Source organism: Achromobacter sp. CF-sbj1-Ac2-l (assembly GCF_052698165.1).
In genome coordinates, this window is the sequence record NZ_CP199855.1 from 2,308,612 (window position 1) to 2,326,176 (window position 17,565).

Below are 17,565 nucleotides of genomic sequence, written 5' to 3' on the forward strand. Positions count from 1 at the left end.
CCCAGGCGGAGCCAGAAGAAATCCGCCCCGAGCGGATTCGCGAGGAGACAGATCCATGACGCATTCCCTGCACAGGCGCGCCGGGCGGCGCGCGCTGGCCGCGGCGGCGCTGGCCGTGCTGGCCGCGGCCCCGATCCCTGCGGTCCAGGCGGCCGGTTATCCGGAGCATCCCGTCACCGTGGTCGTGCCGTATCCGCCGGGCGGCGGCGCCGATATTTTTGGCCGCGCCATCGCCAATGCGCTGCAGCCGGCGCTCAAGCAGACCGTGCTGGTCGAGAACAAGCCGGGCGCGGGCGGCAACATCGGCATGGCCTACGTGGCGCGCGCCAAGGCTGACGGCTACACCCTGGGCCTGGGCACCATCGGCACCCAGACCATCAACCAGTTCCTCTACAGCAACATGACGTTCGATCCCGAGCGCGACCTGGTGCCGATCGCGCTGGTGTCGACCACGCCCAACGTCATTGCCGTCAGCGCCAAGTCGCCCTACAGGACGGTGGCCGACGTGATCCAGGCGGCGCGCCAGTCCAGGGACAGGAAGCTGACCTACGCCTCGCCGGGCGTGGGGTCGTCGGTGCACCTGACCGGCGCTTATTTCGAGGCCATGGCTGGCGTGACGATGCTGCACGTGCCGTTCAAGGGCACCTCGGCGTCGCTGCCGGCGGTGGCCGGCGGCCAGGTCGACCTGCTGTTCGACAACCTGCCCGGCGCGCTGGCGCAGATCAAGGACGGCAACCTGGTGCGCGGCGTGGCGGTCACGTCGGCCGCGCGCGATCCGTCGCTGCCGGACCTGCCGACCGTGGCCGAGTCCGGCCTGCCGGGTTTCGACGTGACGGCGTGGTTCGCGCTGTACGCGCCGCGCGGCACGCCCGAGCCGGTGGTGCGGCAACTGATCGAGGCGGCGCGCAGCGGCCTGGCCACGCCCGCCATCGCCACCAATTTCGCTACCATGGGCGCCCGGCCCGGCACGCTGTTCGGCGCGGATCTGGCCGCGTTCGAGCGCCAGGAGCGCGCCAAGTGGGGCGGCCTCATCAAGGACAAGGGAATCAGCGCGCAATGACAACCCCCATCGCATTGGTCACCGGCGGCAGCCGGGGCATCGGCCGCGCCATCGTCGCGCGCCTGTTGCAGGACGGCTTCGAGGTCGTCAATTTCAGCCGCCGGCCGCCGGAATCGGCGTTGCCCGGCGAGCGCTTCCAGTCGGTGGACCTGGGCGACGCCGCCGCCACGGCCGCGGCGGCCTCCGCGCTGGCGGCGGCGCGGCCGGTGCTGCACCTGGTCAACAACGCCGGCATGATCCAGGTCGCCGACATCGAAGCCGTGACCCAGGATGAACTGGCGCGCATGGTGGCGGTGAACCTGACCGCGCCGTTGCTGTTGATGCAGGCGCTGCTGCCCGGCATGCGCCAGGCCGGCTACGGCCGGGTCGTCAACATCGGCAGCCGTGCCGGCCTGGGCAAGCCGGGCCGCACGGTCTACGGCGCCACCAAGTCCGGCCTGGTGGGCATGACGCGCACCTGGGCGCTGGAGCTGGGCAAGGCCGGCATCACGGTCAACACCGTGGCGCCCGGGCCGATCGCCACCGAGCTGTTCGACCAGTCCAACCCCCCGGGCGACCCCAGGACCGTGGCGCTGGAAGCCGCCATTCCGGTCGGCCGCATCGGCCGGCCCGAGGACGTGGCGCACGCCGTGTCCTCGTTCCTGGACCGGCGCGCCGGTTTCATGACCGGGCAGGTGCTGTACGTCTGCGGCGGCATGTCGGTGGGGCTGGCGGGGTAGGACCGCCACGGGGAGCCGGGGGCGGCTCGGGCAGGCGGCGCCGCGTCAGTCGCGCGGGTCCAGCGGCCAGCGGAAGGCCGGCGTGATCTCCACTTGCAGCCCCGCGCCGGCCAGTACCCCGTGCAGCCGGATGACTTCCAGCGCCAGGACGTTCTCGGCCACCGGCAGGTCCTGGGCGATCAGCTCGCGCGCCCGCTTGACGCCGATGCCCAGCGCCACCGCCAGGCGGGCGATGGCGCTGGCCGTGGCCAGGGCGCCGGGCCGCGCCCGCAGCGTGTAAGGCGTGCGGTCCATGATCGGGTGGTTCGGATTGGTGGTCGCCACCATCCAGCCGCAGCCGCTACAGCGCGCGATCAGGCTCAGCCCCTGTTCGCTGATGACCTGGGGCTGGCCGCATTCGGGACAGGGGGAGGCGGGCGGGGTCATGGCGTGCGTGGGGCGGCCCGGAACACATGGCGCGGCCCGCTGTCGGAGGTCCGGCCCGCGGCGCGCAGCGCGCCGTCCCGTTCGCGCCGCAACTGGCGCAGCACCTCGCTCGGCGTCACGCCGAAATGCGCCGCGAATTTGCGCTGGAAGGTGCGCCGCGACATGTGGCAGGCATCGGCCATGTCGTCCACCGACCAGCGCGCCGACAGGCTTGCCTCGATCTTCTCGACCAGGTCGCGGAACGGCGCGGCCACGCGATCCTGCAGCCGCAGCGTCTGGCTGTATTGGCGCTGGTCGCCGTTGCGGCGCATGAACACCACCAGGCGGCGCGCCACGTCCTGCGAAACCTGCGCCCCGACGTCGCGCTCTATCAGGGCCAGCGCCAGGTCGATGCCGGCGGTGACGCCGGCCGAGGTCCAGACGACGCCGCTTTCGATGAAGATGCGGTCGTCTTCCACCCGCAGGCCCGGATACAGTTGGCGCAGCCGGTCGGCCGAGCGCCAGTGGGTGGTGACGCGGCGGCCGTGCAGCAGGCCGGCCGCGGCCAGCAGGAAGGCCCCGGTGCAGACGCTGCAGGTGCGGCGCGCCTGCGGGCCGCGGCGGCGCAGCCAGGCCAGTGTCTCGCCATGGGCGCTGGCCTGATCGATGCCGGGGCCGCCCGGCACGAACAGCATGTCGATCGGCGCGTCGTCGTCCTCGGCGAAGGTGGCGTCGACCTGCATGCGCAGGCCCTGGTCCCAGGTGGCGACCACCGGCGCCGCCGCGACGGTGCTCAACTGATAGCCCGCGCCGCCTTCCTCGTTGGCGCCGCTGAAGGCCTGCCACGGGCCGGCCAGGTCGAGTGGCTGGAAACCGTCGTAGAGCAGGAAGACGATGCGTTTTGGCGCGATCTTGGGGGTATTTGGCGCACGCGCGCCGGCGCCTGGGGCTACGCTGGCGGTTCCGTTCTGCGAAGGAGCATCGTCGTGCATGTCAATATTCTCTTGTTCGAAGGGCTGACCCAGCTCGATATGACCGGGCCATACGAGGTGCTCGCCGCCGCGCCCGGGTTCAGCGTCGATTTTGTCGCAAAAACGCCCGATCCGGTACGCAGCGACCGCGGCCTGCGTTTCGTGCCGACCCAGACCCTGGCGTCGGCGCCGCCCTGCGATCTGCTGGTGGTGCCCGGCGGGCCGGGCACGGATGATGCCATCCTCGACCCGGACTGGGTAGCCTTCACGCGCCGGCAGGCGTTGGGCGCGCGCTACGTCTTCGGCATCTGCACCGGTTCGCTGCTGCTGGGCGCGGCCGGCTTGCTGCGCGGCAAGCGCGCTTCCAGTCATTGGCGCGCGCGCGAACTGCTGGCGCATTTCGGCGCCGTGCCGACCGATGCGCGGTTGTGCGTGGACGGCAACGTTTTCACCGCCGGCGGCGTCACCTCGGGCATCGACATGGCCTTGAAAGTGGTGGCCACGCTGTGCGGCGACGAGGTCGCCAAGCTGATCCAGCTTCAGATCGAATACGACCCGCAGCCGCCATTTCCCGGCGGCACGCCCAGGACCTCGGAGCCGGCCATCGTGCAGCGCTACCTGTCGCAGTCGCAGGCGCGTTTCGAACAGCGCAGCGCCAAGGTGCGGCAGGCGGCGCTCAATGTCCGAGGTGGTCCAGCGGCAGCGGACTCTGTGGCTTGACGGTCTGGATCGCGAAGTTGCTGCGGATGTCCTTGACGCCGGGCAGCTTGAGCAGCGTGCCGAGCAGGAAGCGTTCATAGGCGCGCAGGTCGGGCAGCACCACCTGGAGCAGGAAGTCGGATTCGCCTGACACCAGATGGGCCGCCACCACTTCGGGCAGGGCGCAGACTTCCTTGCGGAACTGCTCGGCGTCGCGCTCGTGGTGGCGTTCGACCTTGACGCCGACGAACACGGTCAGGCCCAGCCCGACCTCGTCCGGCGCCAGCCGGGCCTCGTAGCCCTGGATCACGCCGGCCTCTTCCATCAGCCGTACCCGCCGCAGGCAGGGGGAAGGCGACAGGCCGATCTGTTCGGCCAGCTCGACGTTGGTGAGGCGGCCGTTGTGCTGCAGGGCCTCGAGAATGCGCCGATCATAGGCGTCCAATTGGCGTTTTGGCATGAAATTTTGATTAGGCAGGATTGATTGGTTCAGTATGCCAATCATGTTATCCAGGTTGGCATGAATAGCAAGCACATGCCGGTGCCTTTTCCCTAGAATGATCGCCATTTCCCGCAGCACGGAGCGTGGCGCATCATGGCCGATATGGCGTTGTTTCTTGGGGCACTGTTGATTGTCTATGTGGTGCCCGGGCCGGACATGATCCTGCTGCTCGAGACCGGCGCCCTGCGCGGGCGCGGCCAGGCGCTGGCAGTGGCCGGGGGGCTGGCGGTCGCCCGCGCCGCTCACGTGACGCTGGCGGCGCTGGGGCTGGCGGCGCTGTTCAAGGCCCATCCCTGGGCTTTCGACGCGGCGCGCACCGTGGGCGGTTGCTATCTGATCTGGCTGGGCGCGCGATTGCTGCGCGCCGGGCCGCTCTCTTATGGCGTGGCGCACGCGGCGCAGGCGGCCGCGCACGGGCCGGGCCTGGGCGCGGCGTTTTTCAGCGGCGTGCTGACCAACTTCCTCAATCCCAAGGCATTGCTGTTCTGCTCGGTCCTGCTGCCCCAATTCATCTCGCCGGCGCAAGGGCCGATCGGCCGGCAGTTCGCCCTGCTGGGCGTGATCCTGGTGAGCCTGGGCCTGGCGTTCGACGTATTGTGCGCGCTGGCTGGCGGCGCGCTGGGGCGCTGGATGGCGGCCCATCCGCGCGTGCAGAAATGGCAGGGCGCCGCGTTTGGCGGCGCCCTGATCGCTTTCGGCCTGCGGTTGACGCTGAGCCGCTGAGCGGGCCGACACATGCTTGACCCGCGCCAGGCCTTTCCCTACTTGCCGAAGGCCAGGGACGTTTCGTCCTCGTCCTGGTCCTCGTCGTCGGCGCGTGCCGGCAGGGGACGCGCGCCGTCGGCCAGCATCTCCGCCTGCGTCAGGCCCTTGGTCAGCTCCAGGGCCTGGCGCTCGAACAAGCGCCGGTACAGGCCGCCCTTCAAGCGGATCAACTGGTCATGGCTGCCTTCCTCGATGATGCGGCCGCGGTCCATCACCAGCAGGCGGTCCAGCGCGCGCACCGTCGACAGGCGGTGCGCCACCACCAGCGTGGTGCGGCCCACCATCAGGCGTTCCATGGCCTGCTGGATCAGCACCTCGCTTTCGCTGTCCAGGCTCGAGGTGGCCTCGTCCAGGATCAGGATCGGCGCGTCGGCCAGGAAGGCGCGGGCGATCGCCACGCGCTGGCGCTCGCCGCCCGACAGCTTCACGCCGCGCTCGCCCACCAGCGTCTCGTAGCCCTTGGGCAGCGCCATGATGAAGTCGTGCGCGCTGGCCAGCCGCGCCGCCTGCTCGATCTCGGCCTGCGTCGCGCCGGGGCGGGCGTAGGCGATGTTCTCGGCCAGCGTGCGGTGGAACAGCACCGGCTCCTGTTGCACGATCGCGATCTGGCTGCGCAGCGAGGCCTGCCTGACCTGGGCGATGTCCTGCCCGTCGATGGTGATGCGGCCGCCGTTGACGTCATACAGGCGCTGGATCAGCTTGATGAACGTGGTCTTGCCCGATCCCGAATGGCCCACCAGTCCGACCCGTTCGCCCGGCGCGATGCGCGCCGAGAAGCCGTCGTAAAGCGGCGCCTCGTGGCGGCCGTAGCGGAAGGTCACGTCCTCGAAGCGGATCTCGCCGGCGGTGACGCGGATCCGGCCCGCGCCGGGACGGTCGTCCACGCCCAGCGGCTGCTTCTCCAGCGCCACCAGTTCCTCCATGTCGTTGACCGAGCGCTGCAGGTTGCGGATGTGCATGCCTACGTCGCGCAGGTGGCCCTGCAGCATGAAGAACATCGTCAGCGCGAAGGTCACGTCGCCGACGCTGGCCTGGTTGCGCGACCACAGCAGCAGCGCCGCGCCCAGGATGCCGGCCTGCATCGCCACCAGCATCGCGCCCTGGATGCCGCCGTTGATCGTGGCGCGGATCCAGGTGCGGCGCGTGCGCCGGCGCCACTTGTCGACCACGCGCTCCAGCCGCGCTTCCTCGCGCGTCTCGGCGCCGAAGGCCTTGACGACCGGGTTACAGCTCACCGCGTCGGCCAGCGCGCCGCCCATGCGCGTGTCCCAGGCATTGCCCAGCCGCGCCGCCGGCGCCACGTAGCCCAGCGACAGCGCCGCCGTGACCGCGATGTACAGCACCGATCCCAGGCCGACCACCAGGCCCATCACCGGCCAGTGGATGCCCAGCAGCACGGTGGCGCCGACCAGCATGATGACCGAGGGCAGCAGCGCCACCAGCAGCGTGTCGTTCAGCAGGTCCACCGCCCACATGCCGCGCGTGATCTTGCGCACGGTCGAGCCGGCGAAGCTGTTGGCGTGCCAGTCGGTCGAAAAGCGCTGCACCCGGTAGAAGGCGTTGGACACCATGCCGTTCATCATCTTCAGGGTGAAGACGATGATGTTCTGGAACACGCCCTGACGCAGCAGCGTGCCGCCGATGCCCAGTGCGATCAGCAGCCAGAAGGCGGTGATGGCCGCGCTCCACGCCTGCCGGTCGGCCGCGGCGCCGGATGCCACGGCATCGACCAGGCGGCCCGCGTACAGCGGCGTCAGCACGTCGGCCAGGGCCGACAGCAGCGCCAGCCCGACGATCAACGCGGTGCGCCAGGGTTGGGCGCGCCAATAGCGGAAGGTAAAGCCGAGGACGTCCTTGAAGGCTTGTCCTCGCAGATCGATTTTTGTTCGATTCATTGCGATCGCCCGGCAACGCGAAGGCGCCGGTTTCCTTGTGGGAAGAAGGTGATACGACCTGCGCCTCAGGGCGCGGGCATTGCGTTCAGGGGTTTGGGGCGGGCACGGCGGACCAGTCGCCAGGTAATCTGGCGATGGGGCCGCGCGGGCGACGACTTAATGGCGTCGCGGAGATACGCGCGGGATGGCGGTATGCGGATTCATCATCTTGCGCCTCCCAGGTGTAGGTGAAGGGAAAAAAGAATGGGCACAGGCCCGAATTGAAGATTCTATAGAAGTGGTGTAGGCGGATCAACCGCGCGGACGGTGGGGGATTGCCGGCGTGTGGGTTTTTCCCCACGGCGATGGCGTCCGGCCGCCAGGCGCAATGGCTGAAGGGGCGGCCGCCGCGAAGGCGCGGCGGCCGACCAGGCGGGCTACTTCAGGAACCCGGTCGAGATCCACGGCACCGCGGCGATGACCACGATGCCGACCGCCATCGAACCCAGGTAGCCCAGGATGGGCCGGATGCCGGCTTCGGGCGCGACCCGGCCGATGGCGCAGGCGGCGTAGTAACCCACCCCGAACGGCGGCGCGAACAGGCCCAGGCCCATCGACAGGATCACCACCATCGCGTAGTGCACCTCGTGGATGCCCATCTGGTGCGCGATGGGGAACAGCAGCGGCCCGAACAGCACGATGGCGGGGATGCCCTCCAGCACGCTGCCCAGGATGACGAACGCGACGATCGACACCGCCATGAAGGTGGCGGCGCCGCCGGGCAGGCCCGCCATGGCCTGCGCGAGCTGGGTCGAGAAGCCCGATTGCGTCAGGGCCCAGGCCATGGCGGTGGCGGTGCCGATGATCAGCAGGATCGATCCGGACAGGCAGGCGGTGTCGACCAGCATGGGCTTGAGCCGCTTGGCGTCGAAGCAGCGGTAGACCAGCAGCCCGATCAGCGTGGCATAGACGATGCCGATGGTGGACACCTCGGTGGCGGTGGCCACACCCTCGACCACGGCCGCGCGGATCACGAAGGGCAGCGCCAGCGCCGGCAGCGCCACCAGCAGGGCGCGCCCGATCTGGCGGCCGCTGGCCTTGCGCACCGCGCTCAGGTCTTCGCGGCGGTTGCGCCACCAGACCACCAGGCACAGCATCACGCCCAGCACCAGCCCGGGCAGCAGGCCGCCCGTGAACAGCGCCGTGATCGACACGCCGGTGACCGAGCCGATGGTGATCAGCACCAGGCTGGGCGGCACGGTCTCGGTCTGCGCGCCGGTGGCCGACAGCAGCGCCACCAGGTCGCCCTCGTCGGCGCCGCGCTCGCGCATTTCCGGGAACAGCACCGGCGCCACCGCCGCCATGTCGGCGGCCTTGGCGCCGGAAATGCCCGAGACCACGTACATGGCGCCGATCAGCACGTACGACAGGCCGCCGCGCACATGCCCCAGCAGGCTGGCCAGGAACGCCACCATGCGCTTGGCCATGCCGGTCATCTCGATCAGCACGCCCAGGAACACGAACAGCGGCACCGCCAGCAGGATCAGGTGCGACATGCCTTCGTCCATGCGTCCGACCACCACCATCATCGGCACGTCGGTGGTCAGCGACAGATAGCCGAAGGTGGCCAGCCCGAACGAGAAGGCGATCGGCACGCCCGCGAACACCGTGGCCGCCACCACGCCGACGAAGAAGATCAGCAGGTTGAGGTTGCCCAGGCTCGCCAGCACCGGCTGCAGCGCCGTCATGGCGGCCACCACGCCGCCGACCAGCAGCAGCGCCAGGCCGGTGACGCGCCACTGCGCGCGTTCGACCAGCCGCAGCAGCGCGATCAGCAGCATCAGCGCGGTGCCCACCGGCAAGGCGGCGGCGCGCCAGACGTTGGGGATTTCCAGCGCGGCGGTGGTGACGTACTGTTCCTCCGAGGCGTACTCGTAGCCCGGCGCCTGCAGCAGCAGCAGGAACGCCAGCGCCGCCGCCACGGCCACCATGTCCAGCAGCGCGCGGGCGCCGGGCGAGGCGCGGTTGACCAGCGCGCCCATGCGCATGTGCTCGCCGCGGCGAAAGGCGATCACCGCGCCCAGCATGGCCAGCCACAGGAACAGGATCGAGGCCAGTTCGTCGGACCATACCAGCGGCGTGTGCAGCACGTAGCGCGCCACGATGCCCGAGAACAGGATGACGATCTCCGCGACCACCAGGATGGCCGCGGGAATCTCCACCAGGTGGCCCAGGGCGTTGTCCAGCGTGATGGCCCAGGGGCGGCGCGCGCCGGGCGCCGGACCCGCCTCGGCCCGCAGCGCCGCCGGATGCGTCAGCGCAGCCCTCATGACAGACTCCCGGCCGCCTGCTCCAGCAGGCCCCAGGCCTTGTCGCCGTATTTTTCCTTCCAGCCGGCATAGAAGCCAGCGCGGCGCAGCGCGTCGCGGATGGGCGCGGGGTCGGGCGTGTTGAAGGTCAGGCCTTCCTCGGCCAGCTTGGCCTGCAGTTGGTTGTTCAGCGCCAGCACGTCGGCGCGCTCGGCCATGCCGGCGGCGTTGATGTGTTTGGCGACGACCTCGCGGATGTCGGCCGGCAGCTTTTCCCAGGCGCGGCGGTTGCCCAGGAACCAGAAGCCGTCCCACATATGGTTGGTCATCGAGCAGTATTTCTGCACTTCGTACAGCTTGGCGGTCTGGATGATGGCCAGCGGGTTTTCCTGCGCGTCCACCACGCGGGTCTGCAGCGCGGAATAGGTTTCGTTGAAGTTGATGCTGGCCGGCGACGAGCCCAGCGCCTTGAACATCGAGGTCCACAGCGGGCTGACAGGCACGCGGATCTTCAGGTCGCGGAAATCACCGGGGCCGCTGATGGCGCGCGAGCTGGTGGTGACCTGGCGAAAGCCGTTGTCCCAGATGCGGTCCATGACGAACAGGCCCTTGGCGTTGATGTCGGCGCGGATGTGCGCGCCCAGGTCGCCGTCCATGGCCTTCCAGACCGCGGCGTAGTCGGGAAAGGCGAAGCCGACGCCGCTGATCGAGGCGCTGGGCACCAGGGTCGACAGGATCAGGCCCGACAGGGTGAAGAACTCGACGGCGCCGGCGCGCAACTGGCTCAGGGTGTCGGTGTCCGAGCCGAGCTGGCTGCTGGGGAACACCGCCAGTTCGAAGCGGCCGCCGGTGTCCTTGAGGATGTTCTGCGCGGCCTCGTTGGCGCGCAGGTTCATCGGGTGCGAGGGGGGCAGGTTGTTGGCGTACTTGTAACGGAACTGGGGCGCCGCCAGCGTGCGCTGGAACGGGGCCAGGGCGAGCAGCGCGCCGCCTCCCGCGGCGCGCATGAGGTTGCGTCGAGTCGTGTTCATGCTGTCTCCTTGGTTATGAGATCCGGCCGCCGTCGAGGACGGCCGGATAAAGCGCCTTGCCAGGCCTGTTGCTTTATCTTTGCATGAGGTCCATTATGTGGACCTACGTACTACCCTTAAATTCATTTAATCACATTGATTCACTAGCGTAAATCAATAAAACTGGTGCAGAATGAAAAAACAAAATCATATTGATGGTCCACAAAATGGACCTGATGAAAACACAGGCGGAGACGTGACGGAGGCCTCATCCCAGGTCGGTGGCACTCAGGCGATATCCCGCGCCATGCTGGTGCTGCGCGCGGTGTCGCGCACCCGCGGCGAAGGCGCGGGCCTGCTGGCGTTGACGCGCGACACGGGCATGAGCAAGCCCACCGTGCACCGCATCCTGGCCGCCCTGGCCGCCGAAGGCATGGTCGAACAGGACCTGGCCAGCCGCCGCTACTTTCTGGGCCCCGAATGCCACGTGCTGGGCAACATCGCCAGCGAGCGCTTCGGCATCAACCGGCTGGCCGCGCCGGTGGTGGCGCGACTGGCGCACGAGTGCGGCGATTCCGCCTTCTTTTCACTGCGCCGCGACGTGTTCGCGGTCTGCGTGCTGCGCGAGGATGGCGACTATCCGCTCAAGACCCACGTGCTGCTGCCGGGCGACCGGCATCCGCTGGGCATCGGCGCCGGCAGCCTGGCGATCCTGGCGGCGTTGCCCGACGACGAGGTCGATGCCTGCCTGCAGGCCAATGCGGCCCTGATCGAGCGGCGCTATCCGCATTACTCCGTGGCGCTGATCCGCACGCTGGTCGATGAGGTGCGCGAGCAGGGCTATGCCGTCAACCGCGGCCTGGTGGTGCCGGGCTCGTGGGGCATCGGCATGCCGCTGCGCGATGAGCAGGGCCACGTGCTGGGCGCCCTGAGCATCGCCGCGGTCGAATCGCGCATGGACGAGGAAAGACAGTTCCAACTGGCCAAGCTGTTGTCACGCGAGGCCAAACGCCTGCTTGCGCAGGCCAACCCGGCAGGCCGCGAGGCGCGGGCGCGCCCGCAGGCCGCCAAGCCCAGGCCCTGATCCGCCGTGCCGGCGGGGCGGGGCTGCCAACAGAGGAGACAGCAATGAGCAAGCGTGCCGTCATCGTGGGGTGGTCGCACACCCCGTTCGGCAAACTCGACGACCCCGACACCGAAAGCCTGATGGCGCGGGTATCCGGCGCCGCGCTCGACCACGCGGGCATCAGCCCCGAGGCGGTGGACGGCATCTATGCCGGCGTCATGAACAGCGGTTTCCAGAAACAGGATTTCCAGGCGGCGCTGGTGGCGCTGGCCGAGCCGGCGCTGGCGTATGTGCCGGCGACGCGGCTGGAGAATGCCTGCGCCACCGGCTCGGCCGCGCTGTACGCGGCCATGGATTTCATCGAGGCCGGACGCGGCCGCGTGGCGCTGGTGGTGGGGGCCGAGAAGATGACCGCGCGTTCCACCGAGGACACCGGCGACATTCTGCTCAATGCCAGCTATCGCAAGGAAGAGGCCAACCTGCCGGGCGGCTTTGCCGGCGTGTTCAGCCGCATCGCCACCGCCTATTTCGAGCGCCATGGCGACCACGGCGAGGCGCTGGCCCGCATCGCGGCCAAGAACCACGCCAATGCGCTGGACAACCCTTACGCGCAGATCCGCAAGGACCTGGGCTTCGAGTTTTGCAATACCGTTTCCGAGAAAAACCCTTATGTGGCGGCGCCGTTGCGCCGTACCGATTGCTCGCCTATTTCCGACGGCGCGGCGGCGCTGGTGCTGGCCGACGCGGAAACCGCGGCGGGCCTGCGCCGCGCCATCGGCTTTCGCGCCCGGCGCCACGTCAATGATTTCCTGCCGCTGAGCCGGCGCGATCCGATCGCGTTCGAGGGCGCGGCGCGCGCCTGGCGCGAGGCGCTGACCGATGCCGGCGCGACCCTGGACGACTTGAGCCTGGTGGAGACGCATGACTGCTTCACCATCGCCGAACTGATCGAGTACGAGGCCATGGGCCTGGCGCCGCGCGGCCACGGCGTGCGGGCGCTGCGGGAAGGCTGGGTGCAGAAGGGCGGACGCCTGCCGGTCAACCCGTCGGGCGGGCTCAAGGCGAAGGGCCATCCGGTGGGCGCCACCGGCGTGTCGCTGCACGTCATGGCGTGCCTGCAACTGGCCGGCGAGGCCGGCGCCATGCAGGTGCCGGACGCGACGCTGGCCGGCGTCTTCAACATGGGCGGCGCGGCCGTGGCCAATTACGTCAGCATCCTGGAGCGCGTCAAATGAGCGGCCCGCTGGAGCAGGCCCTGGCGCCGCCGGGCGGGGTGGCGCCGGTGTCGCGCCGGGCCATGAACCTGGCGCATTTCCTGGTGCAGGCGGCGCGCCGCCACCCCACGCGCGCAGCGCTGGTCTGCGGCGAGGCCCGCCTGAACTGGCGCGAGCTGGACACGCGCACGGCCGCCCTGGCGCGGGCGCTGGCCGAGCGCGGCGTGGGCAAGGGCGACCGGGTGCTGGTGCACGCGCGCAACAGCTTCGCGTTCGCCGAAACCCTGTTCGCCGTGCTGCGGCTGGGCGCGGTCTGGGTGCCGACCAATTGCCGCATCTCGCCGGACGAGGCGGTCTATCTGGCGCGGGCGGCCGGGGTCAAGGCCTTCCTGTGCGAAGGCCAGTCCCCCGGGCACGCGGCGGCCGTGGCGCAGGCCATGCCCGACCTGGCCTTGCTGGCGCGGCTGGGTCCCGGCGAGTTCGGCGAGGCCGACACCGCTTCCCTGATCGCGGCGCATCTGGATGACGCGCCGACGGCCTGCGCCGACGTGGACTATGACGATCCCTGCTGGTTCTTCTTTACCTCCGGCACCACCGGCCATCCGAAGGCGGCGGTGCTGACGCATGGGCAGATGGCCTTCGTGCTGACCAACCACCTGTGCGATCTGATGCCGGGCACCACCGAGCACGACGTCAGCCTGGTGGTGGCGCCGTTGTCGCATGGCGCGGGCATCCATTTCCTGACCCAGGTGGCGCGCGCCGCCGCCACCGTGCTGCCCGAGGGCGAGCGCTTCGACCCGGAAGAGGCCTGGCGCCTGGTGCAGGCGCACCGGGTGACCAACATGTTCACCGTGCCGACCATCGTCAAGCTGCTGGTCGAGCACCCGGCGGTGGACGCCTTCGACCACTCCAGCCTGCGCTACGTGATCTACGCCGGCGCGCCCATGTACCGCGAAGACCAGAAGCGCGCGCTGGCCAAGCTGGGCCGGGTGCTGGTGCAGTACTTCGGGCTGGGCGAGGTCACGGGCAACATCACCGTGCTGCCGCCGGAGCAGCACCATGACGGCGACGGCCCCGAGGCGCGCGTGGGCACCTGCGGCTACGAGCGCATCGGCATGCAGGTCAGCATCCAGGACGAGGCCGGCAATCCGTTGCCGGCGGGCCGGACGGGCGAGATCTGCGTCTGCGGGCCGGCGGTGTTCGCCGGCTATTACGACAACCCGGGCGCCAATGCCAAGGCCTTCCGCAACGGCTGGTTCCGCACCGGCGACCTGGGCTACCTGGACGACGCGGGCTACCTCTACATCACCGGCCGCGAATCCGATATGTACATCTCGGGCGGCTCCAATATCTATCCGCGCGAGGTCGAGGAAAAGGTGCTGGCGCATCCGGCGATCGCGGAGGCGGCGGTGCTGGGGGTGCCGGATCCGGTGTGGGGCGAGGTGGGGGTGATGGTGTGCGTGCTGCGACCCGGCGAGACACTGGAAGAGGAGGCCCTGCTGGCCTGGCTCGGATCGCGCATGGCGCGCTACAAGCTGCCGCGCCAGGTGTTCTTCTGGGATGCGCTGCCGCGGTCGGGCTACGGCAAGATCACCAAGAAGCTGGTGCGCGAGGCCCTGCGCGAGCGGGGCTGCCTGGCGCCCGCCTAGGAAACGGGGCCGCCGCGCGGCGGCCGCGCAAGAGGGTGCGGACATCGCGAACACATTGCGAGCAGACAACGAGGAGACCGAATCATGGATGAAGCGCAGGAAGCGGTGCTGGTCACGGGGGGCGCGTCGGGCATCGGCCTGGCCGTCGCGCGGGGCCTGCTGGGCGCGGGACGCCGGGTGCTGGTGGCGGACGTGTCGCAGGAACGGCTGGACGAGGTGCGGGGCCTGGCGCCCGCGGAACGCCTGGGGTGCGTGCGGCTGGACGTATCCGACGAGGCGCAGGTGACCGAGGTCATGACGCGACTGGAAGCCGATTTCGGTCCGATCGCCGGGCTGGTCAATTCGGCCGGCATCGGCCGCGATGTGCCGTTCCTGGAGACGGACACGGCGTTGCTGCGGCGGATCCTGGAAGTTAACCTGGTGGGCTCGTTCGTGGTGGCGCGCGAGGCGGCCCGGCGCATGCGCGAACGCGGCCGCGGCTCGATCGTGAATATCGCGTCCGTGTCGGGCATCCGCGGCAACGCGGGCCGCGCGGCGTACGGCGCTTCCAAGGGAGGCGTGGTGACGCTGACGCGGGTGATGGCGGTGGAACTGGCCGCGTACGGCATCCGCGTGAACGCGGTGGCGCCGGGGCCGATCGAGACGCCGCTGGTGGGGCAGATGCACACCGACGAGGCGCGCGCGGCCTGGCGCCAGGTGGTGCCGCAGCATCGCTACGCCGCGCCGGAGGAACTGAACGGCACCATCGGCTGGCTGCTCGACGATTCGCTGTCCAGCTACGTGACGGGGCAGGTGATTTGTGTGGACGGCGGCTTCACCGCGGCGGGCATGCTGCCGGCGGTGCATTGACGCCCGCGTTTTCAGCTTTCATTCCCATCTTGCGCCACAAGCGCACGGAGTGCACATCATGCGAACCACCACCGTGGATCGTTCGTTGCGGGGATCACCGGTATTGCCCCGCCCCAGGACGCTGATACACCCGGGAGCCTTCAACCCGGTACGGATACACAGCCGCTGCGCGCGGCGCGGCCGCCATGTCCGGCTGACGCTGCAGCCCGGCGCCAGCCTGTTCGAGGCGCTGGTCAATGGCCTGGCGCCGCTGGGCGTGGAGAACGCCTCGATGACGCTGCTGAGCGGCGAATTCAGCCATCTCGACTACTGCACCGCGCCGCCGGACCCGGCGCATCTGCGGGTGGTGGCGTACACCGCGCCGATCGCGGCGGGCGCGGCCACGCTGATCTTCGGCAACGCCACGCTGGGCAAGGGCGACAACGGCGAGCCGCTGGTGCACTGTCACGCCGCGTTCTGCGATCAGGGCGGGGCGCTGCTGGGCGGGCACCTGATTCCGCAGACATCGATCGTGGGCGCGGGGCCGGTGACGGTGCTGGTGACGGCGCTGGAAGGCTTCGAACTGCGCGCCACTTATGACGCGGAAACCAATTTGCGGCTACTGCAGCCGCGGGAGATCTGACGATGATGCCGGCCGAGGTCGAAAGCGGAAGCATGGGGCGGGTGGCGTATGCGCGCATCGGGCCCAACGAGGATCTGGTGCAGGGGGTCGAGAAGCTGTGCCTGGCGGAGGGGTTTCGCAATGCCTTCGTGCGCGGCGCGCTTGGGAGCCTGGTGGATGCCTGCCTGTATGCGCGGGGCGGGGAGGTGCGGCAGCTTGAGGGGCCGGCGGTGGAGATCGTGAGCCTGGCGGGAGAGGTGCGCGCGCAGGCGGACGGGTCGGTGGTGGCCTCGCTGTCGGGGGTGGTGGCGGACCCGGCGGGGCGGGTGCACGGCGGGGTGTTCGTCCCTGGGGCGAACCCTGTCTGTATGACGTTCGAGGTGACGTTGGAGGAGTGGCTGCCGGACGGCGGCTGAGGCGCGGACGGGTGAGGCGCGATGCGGCGGCCGGGACGGATACACTTGGCCACCCATGCGCCAAGGAAAATGACATGAAACGCACCCTGTCGGCCGGCATCAGACTGGCCCTTGCGGCCTGCCTGATCTTCGCCGCGCTGTTTGCCGTCGTCGGCGGCTGGACCACGGGCTATTCGTTGGAAAGCGTGATCTGGCTGGCGCTGACCGGCGCCATCTTCGGCGCGATCGGGGCGCCGGCCATCGAGCCGAAAGCGTTCCGCTATCCGGCGCTGTGGCAGGTCGGCTGCGCCGTGGCGGGATGCCTGCTGGTCGCGGCCCTGCTCGGCGCCGGCATCGACGGCTACCTGCTGGCTGTCGCGCTGGGCGTCCTGCTCGGCTATCTCGCGCCGTACTGGATCACGCGCGTCACGGGTCCTTGACCGGCCCTGGCCGCGGCCGAGCCGCCGGCTGCTTCGCGCGAAATCCGGCAAAGCCGCTCCAGCACTGCTGCGTGTAGCTGTAGAGCGCGTCCTGCGCCTTCAGCGGGCTGCGGCCGGCCAGCCGCGCGAGGACGTAGTGGCCCTGGCGCTGGGGATCGGGCGGCAGCGGCACTTCCACGAGCTGGCCGGCCTGCTGCTCCTGGCGGGTGACGCAGATGACGCCCAGCAGCAGGGTGTCGGTGGCGAGGGCCAGGTGGACCAGGGGGGCCAGGCTTTCGCAGCGCACGCTGACCATCTGCTCGGGGGCGCCGGCGGGGCCGAGGGTTTCGGCCAGGCGCAGGGCGACCTCGGGGCTGAGGGTGCTGGAGGCGACGGGGTACTGGCGGATGTGATCGATGGTGGGGCGGCGGTGGGCCAGGATGGGGTGATCCTTGCGACAGACCATGCCGGCGCGCAGGGGCGCGAGCGGCCGGGTCTCGATGTCGGCGGCGCCGTACAGCATGCGGGCGTCGCAGACCATGGCGTCGATGCGTTCGGCGCGCAGCAGATCGAGCAGGGTGGCGGTGGTGCCGAGTTCGGCCGCCACGCGCACCTGCGGATGGCGAGCGGCCATGTGCGCCAGGAACGGCGTCAGCAACAGCGAGGCGGGGGTGGGACTGAGTCCGATAGACAGGGTGCCCGATTCGCCGCCGGCCAGTGTCTTGAGCTCGCGCCGCAGCTCGGCTTCTTCGTAGCGCATGCGGCGGGCGCGTTCCGCGACGCAGGCGCCGTAAGGCGTGAGGCGCACCTGGCGGGTGCCGCGGTCCAGCAGCGGCAGGCCAAGCTCGGCCTCCAGCGCCTGGATGCTGCGGCTGAGCGCGGGTTGCGACAGGTTGACCTTGTCGGCGGCGCGCGAAAACGTGCCGTGTTCGACCACGGCGAGCAGGTGCTTGAGTTTCTGGAAGTCCATGTTCCAACCGCATGAATCATATGAATCAAATGCATTGGAATTATAGATTGGGCCTCCGTATGATGGTCCGCGGACGGCGCCCGGCAGA

The 17,565-nt window shown here is 69.8% G+C and carries 18 protein-coding genes; 11 read left to right on the forward strand and 7 right to left on the reverse strand.

What is annotated here, in order from left to right:
* The first annotated feature begins 55 nt into the window (after window positions 1-55).
* Together ACUDCK_RS10580 and ACUDCK_RS10585 are read left to right on the forward strand one after the other, a co-directional pair.
* Window positions 56-1,060: a Bug family tripartite tricarboxylate transporter substrate binding protein gene (locus ACUDCK_RS10580; RefSeq protein WP_054504062.1), complete on the forward strand. Its 1,005-nt coding sequence runs from the start codon at window positions 56-58 to the stop codon at window positions 1,058-1,060.
* Window positions 1,057-1,779, forward strand: a complete 723-nt coding sequence (locus ACUDCK_RS10585; protein ID WP_116793349.1) for an SDR family NAD(P)-dependent oxidoreductase — start codon at window positions 1,057-1,059, stop codon at window positions 1,777-1,779. The genes ACUDCK_RS10580 and ACUDCK_RS10585 overlap by 4 nt, the downstream gene beginning before the upstream one ends.
* 45 nt (window positions 1,780-1,824) lie before the next feature.
* Here the strand turns inward: ACUDCK_RS10585 and ACUDCK_RS10590 are convergent, their stop codons facing one another.
* A complete protein-coding gene (locus ACUDCK_RS10590; protein ID WP_054504064.1) occupies window positions 1,825-2,205 on the reverse strand; it encodes a hypothetical protein in 381 nt (126 codons plus the stop codon).
* The gene (locus tag ACUDCK_RS10595) at window positions 2,202-3,176 is read right to left on the reverse strand and encodes a GlxA family transcriptional regulator (protein ID WP_082401991.1); all 975 of its coding nucleotides are present in this window, start codon (window positions 3,174-3,176) and stop codon (window positions 2,202-2,204) included. The genes ACUDCK_RS10590 and ACUDCK_RS10595 overlap by 4 nt, the downstream gene beginning before the upstream one ends.
* Between ACUDCK_RS10595 and ACUDCK_RS10600 the strand changes: the two genes are divergently transcribed.
* Window positions 3,171-3,875, forward strand: coding sequence for a DJ-1/PfpI family protein (locus tag ACUDCK_RS10600; RefSeq protein WP_175168117.1), 705 nt, complete (start codon window positions 3,171-3,173; stop codon window positions 3,873-3,875). The two genes, ACUDCK_RS10595 and ACUDCK_RS10600, sit on opposite strands and share 6 nt — an antisense overlap.
* On the opposite strand, the gene ACUDCK_RS10605 is transcribed toward ACUDCK_RS10600, so the two are convergent.
* Window positions 3,832-4,314, reverse strand: a complete 483-nt coding sequence (locus ACUDCK_RS10605; protein WP_054504066.1) for an Lrp/AsnC family transcriptional regulator — start codon at window positions 4,312-4,314, stop codon at window positions 3,832-3,834. The two genes, ACUDCK_RS10600 and ACUDCK_RS10605, sit on opposite strands and share 44 nt — an antisense overlap.
* Before the next feature lie 135 nt (window positions 4,315-4,449).
* Here ACUDCK_RS10605 and ACUDCK_RS10610 point away from each other — a divergent pair, with 135 nt between their 5' ends.
* Entirely contained in the window at window positions 4,450-5,079 is a 630-nt protein-coding gene (locus ACUDCK_RS10610) for a LysE family translocator (protein WP_054504067.1), read from the forward strand.
* 38 nt (window positions 5,080-5,117) lie between these two features.
* On the opposite strand, the gene ACUDCK_RS10615 is transcribed toward ACUDCK_RS10610, so the two are convergent.
* From ACUDCK_RS10615 to ACUDCK_RS10625, 3 genes are all read right to left on the reverse strand, one after another.
* A complete protein-coding gene (locus tag ACUDCK_RS10615; RefSeq protein WP_175168118.1) occupies window positions 5,118-7,016 on the reverse strand; it encodes an ABC transporter ATP-binding protein in 1,899 nt (632 codons plus the stop codon).
* Between the two features lie 416 nt (window positions 7,017-7,432).
* The gene (locus tag ACUDCK_RS10620; protein WP_175168119.1) at window positions 7,433-9,325 is read right to left on the reverse strand and encodes a TRAP transporter large permease; all 1,893 of its coding nucleotides are present in this window, start codon (window positions 9,323-9,325) and stop codon (window positions 7,433-7,435) included.
* Window positions 9,322-10,335, reverse strand: a complete 1,014-nt coding sequence (locus ACUDCK_RS10625) for a TRAP transporter substrate-binding protein (protein ID WP_064522872.1) — start codon at window positions 10,333-10,335, stop codon at window positions 9,322-9,324. The genes ACUDCK_RS10620 and ACUDCK_RS10625 overlap by 4 nt, the downstream gene beginning before the upstream one ends.
* A gap of 235 nt (window positions 10,336-10,570) precedes the next feature.
* On the opposite strand from ACUDCK_RS10625, the gene ACUDCK_RS10630 reads away from it, so the two are divergent.
* From ACUDCK_RS10630 to ACUDCK_RS10660, 7 genes are all read left to right on the forward strand, one after another.
* The gene (locus ACUDCK_RS10630) at window positions 10,571-11,398 is read left to right on the forward strand and encodes an IclR family transcriptional regulator (protein WP_244976958.1); all 828 of its coding nucleotides are present in this window, start codon (window positions 10,571-10,573) and stop codon (window positions 11,396-11,398) included.
* A 44-nt stretch (window positions 11,399-11,442) separates the two neighbouring features.
* Window positions 11,443-12,615, forward strand: coding sequence for an acetyl-CoA acetyltransferase (locus ACUDCK_RS10635; protein WP_175168121.1), 1,173 nt, complete (start codon window positions 11,443-11,445; stop codon window positions 12,613-12,615).
* The gene (locus ACUDCK_RS10640; protein WP_116793341.1) at window positions 12,612-14,243 is read left to right on the forward strand and encodes an acyl-CoA synthetase; all 1,632 of its coding nucleotides are present in this window, start codon (window positions 12,612-12,614) and stop codon (window positions 14,241-14,243) included. The genes ACUDCK_RS10635 and ACUDCK_RS10640 overlap by 4 nt, the downstream gene beginning before the upstream one ends.
* An 84-nt stretch (window positions 14,244-14,327) precedes the next feature.
* Window positions 14,328-15,092 (forward strand): SDR family NAD(P)-dependent oxidoreductase, encoded by a 765-nt coding sequence (locus tag ACUDCK_RS10645; protein ID WP_064522867.1) that lies wholly within the window; start codon window positions 14,328-14,330, stop codon window positions 15,090-15,092.
* Window positions 15,093-15,150: 58 nt separating this feature from the next.
* A complete protein-coding gene (locus ACUDCK_RS10650; RefSeq protein ID WP_054504075.1) occupies window positions 15,151-15,714 on the forward strand; it encodes a PCC domain-containing protein in 564 nt (187 codons plus the stop codon).
* A 2-nt stretch (window positions 15,715-15,716) separates the two neighbouring features.
* Window positions 15,717-16,109, forward strand: coding sequence for a PPC domain-containing DNA-binding protein (locus tag ACUDCK_RS10655; protein WP_006387040.1), 393 nt, complete (start codon window positions 15,717-15,719; stop codon window positions 16,107-16,109).
* Window positions 16,110-16,183: 74 nt separating this feature from the next.
* A complete protein-coding gene (locus ACUDCK_RS10660; protein WP_020927230.1) occupies window positions 16,184-16,528 on the forward strand; it encodes a hypothetical protein in 345 nt (114 codons plus the stop codon).
* Here ACUDCK_RS10660 and ACUDCK_RS10665 read toward each other — a convergent pair.
* Entirely contained in the window at window positions 16,515-17,477 is a 963-nt protein-coding gene (locus ACUDCK_RS10665) for a LysR family transcriptional regulator (RefSeq protein WP_175168122.1), read from the reverse strand. The two genes, ACUDCK_RS10660 and ACUDCK_RS10665, sit on opposite strands and share 14 nt — an antisense overlap.
* Window positions 17,478-17,565 lie beyond the last annotated feature (88 nt).

Excerpts from the sequence above, each read along its gene's own strand:
- ACUDCK_RS10605 (WP_054504066.1), bottom strand. The coding sequence starts at position 4,314 with ATGCCAAAACGCCAATTGGACGCCTATGATCGGCGCATTCTCGAGGCC.
- ACUDCK_RS10640 (WP_116793341.1), top strand. The coding sequence starts at position 12,612 with ATGAGCGGCCCGCTGGAGCAGGCCCTGGCGCCGCCGGGCGGGGTGGCG.
- ACUDCK_RS10625 (WP_064522872.1), bottom strand. The coding sequence starts at position 10,335 with ATGAACACGACTCGACGCAACCTCATGCGCGCCGCGGGAGGCGGCGCG.
- ACUDCK_RS10635 (WP_175168121.1), top strand. The coding sequence starts at position 11,443 with ATGAGCAAGCGTGCCGTCATCGTGGGGTGGTCGCACACCCCGTTCGGC.
- ACUDCK_RS10620 (WP_175168119.1), bottom strand. The coding sequence starts at position 9,325 with ATGAGGGCTGCGCTGACGCATCCGGCGGCGCTGCGGGCCGAGGCGGGT.
- ACUDCK_RS10665 (WP_175168122.1), bottom strand. The coding sequence starts at position 17,477 with ATGGACTTCCAGAAACTCAAGCACCTGCTCGCCGTGGTCGAACACGGC.
- ACUDCK_RS10590 (WP_054504064.1), bottom strand. The coding sequence starts at position 2,205 with ATGACCCCGCCCGCCTCCCCCTGTCCCGAATGCGGCCAGCCCCAGGTC.
- ACUDCK_RS10660 (WP_020927230.1), top strand. The coding sequence starts at position 16,184 with ATGAAACGCACCCTGTCGGCCGGCATCAGACTGGCCCTTGCGGCCTGC.
- ACUDCK_RS10580 (WP_054504062.1), top strand. The coding sequence starts at position 56 with ATGACGCATTCCCTGCACAGGCGCGCCGGGCGGCGCGCGCTGGCCGCG.
- ACUDCK_RS10645 (WP_064522867.1), top strand. The coding sequence starts at position 14,328 with ATGGATGAAGCGCAGGAAGCGGTGCTGGTCACGGGGGGCGCGTCGGGC.
- ACUDCK_RS10595 (WP_082401991.1), bottom strand. The coding sequence starts at position 3,176 with ATGCACGACGATGCTCCTTCGCAGAACGGAACCGCCAGCGTAGCCCCA.
- ACUDCK_RS10585 (WP_116793349.1), top strand. The coding sequence starts at position 1,057 with ATGACAACCCCCATCGCATTGGTCACCGGCGGCAGCCGGGGCATCGGC.
- ACUDCK_RS10615 (WP_175168118.1), bottom strand. The coding sequence starts at position 7,016 with ATGAATCGAACAAAAATCGATCTGCGAGGACAAGCCTTCAAGGACGTC.
- ACUDCK_RS10650 (WP_054504075.1), top strand. The coding sequence starts at position 15,151 with ATGCGAACCACCACCGTGGATCGTTCGTTGCGGGGATCACCGGTATTG.
- ACUDCK_RS10610 (WP_054504067.1), top strand. The coding sequence starts at position 4,450 with ATGGCCGATATGGCGTTGTTTCTTGGGGCACTGTTGATTGTCTATGTG.
- ACUDCK_RS10655 (WP_006387040.1), top strand. The coding sequence starts at position 15,717 with ATGATGCCGGCCGAGGTCGAAAGCGGAAGCATGGGGCGGGTGGCGTAT.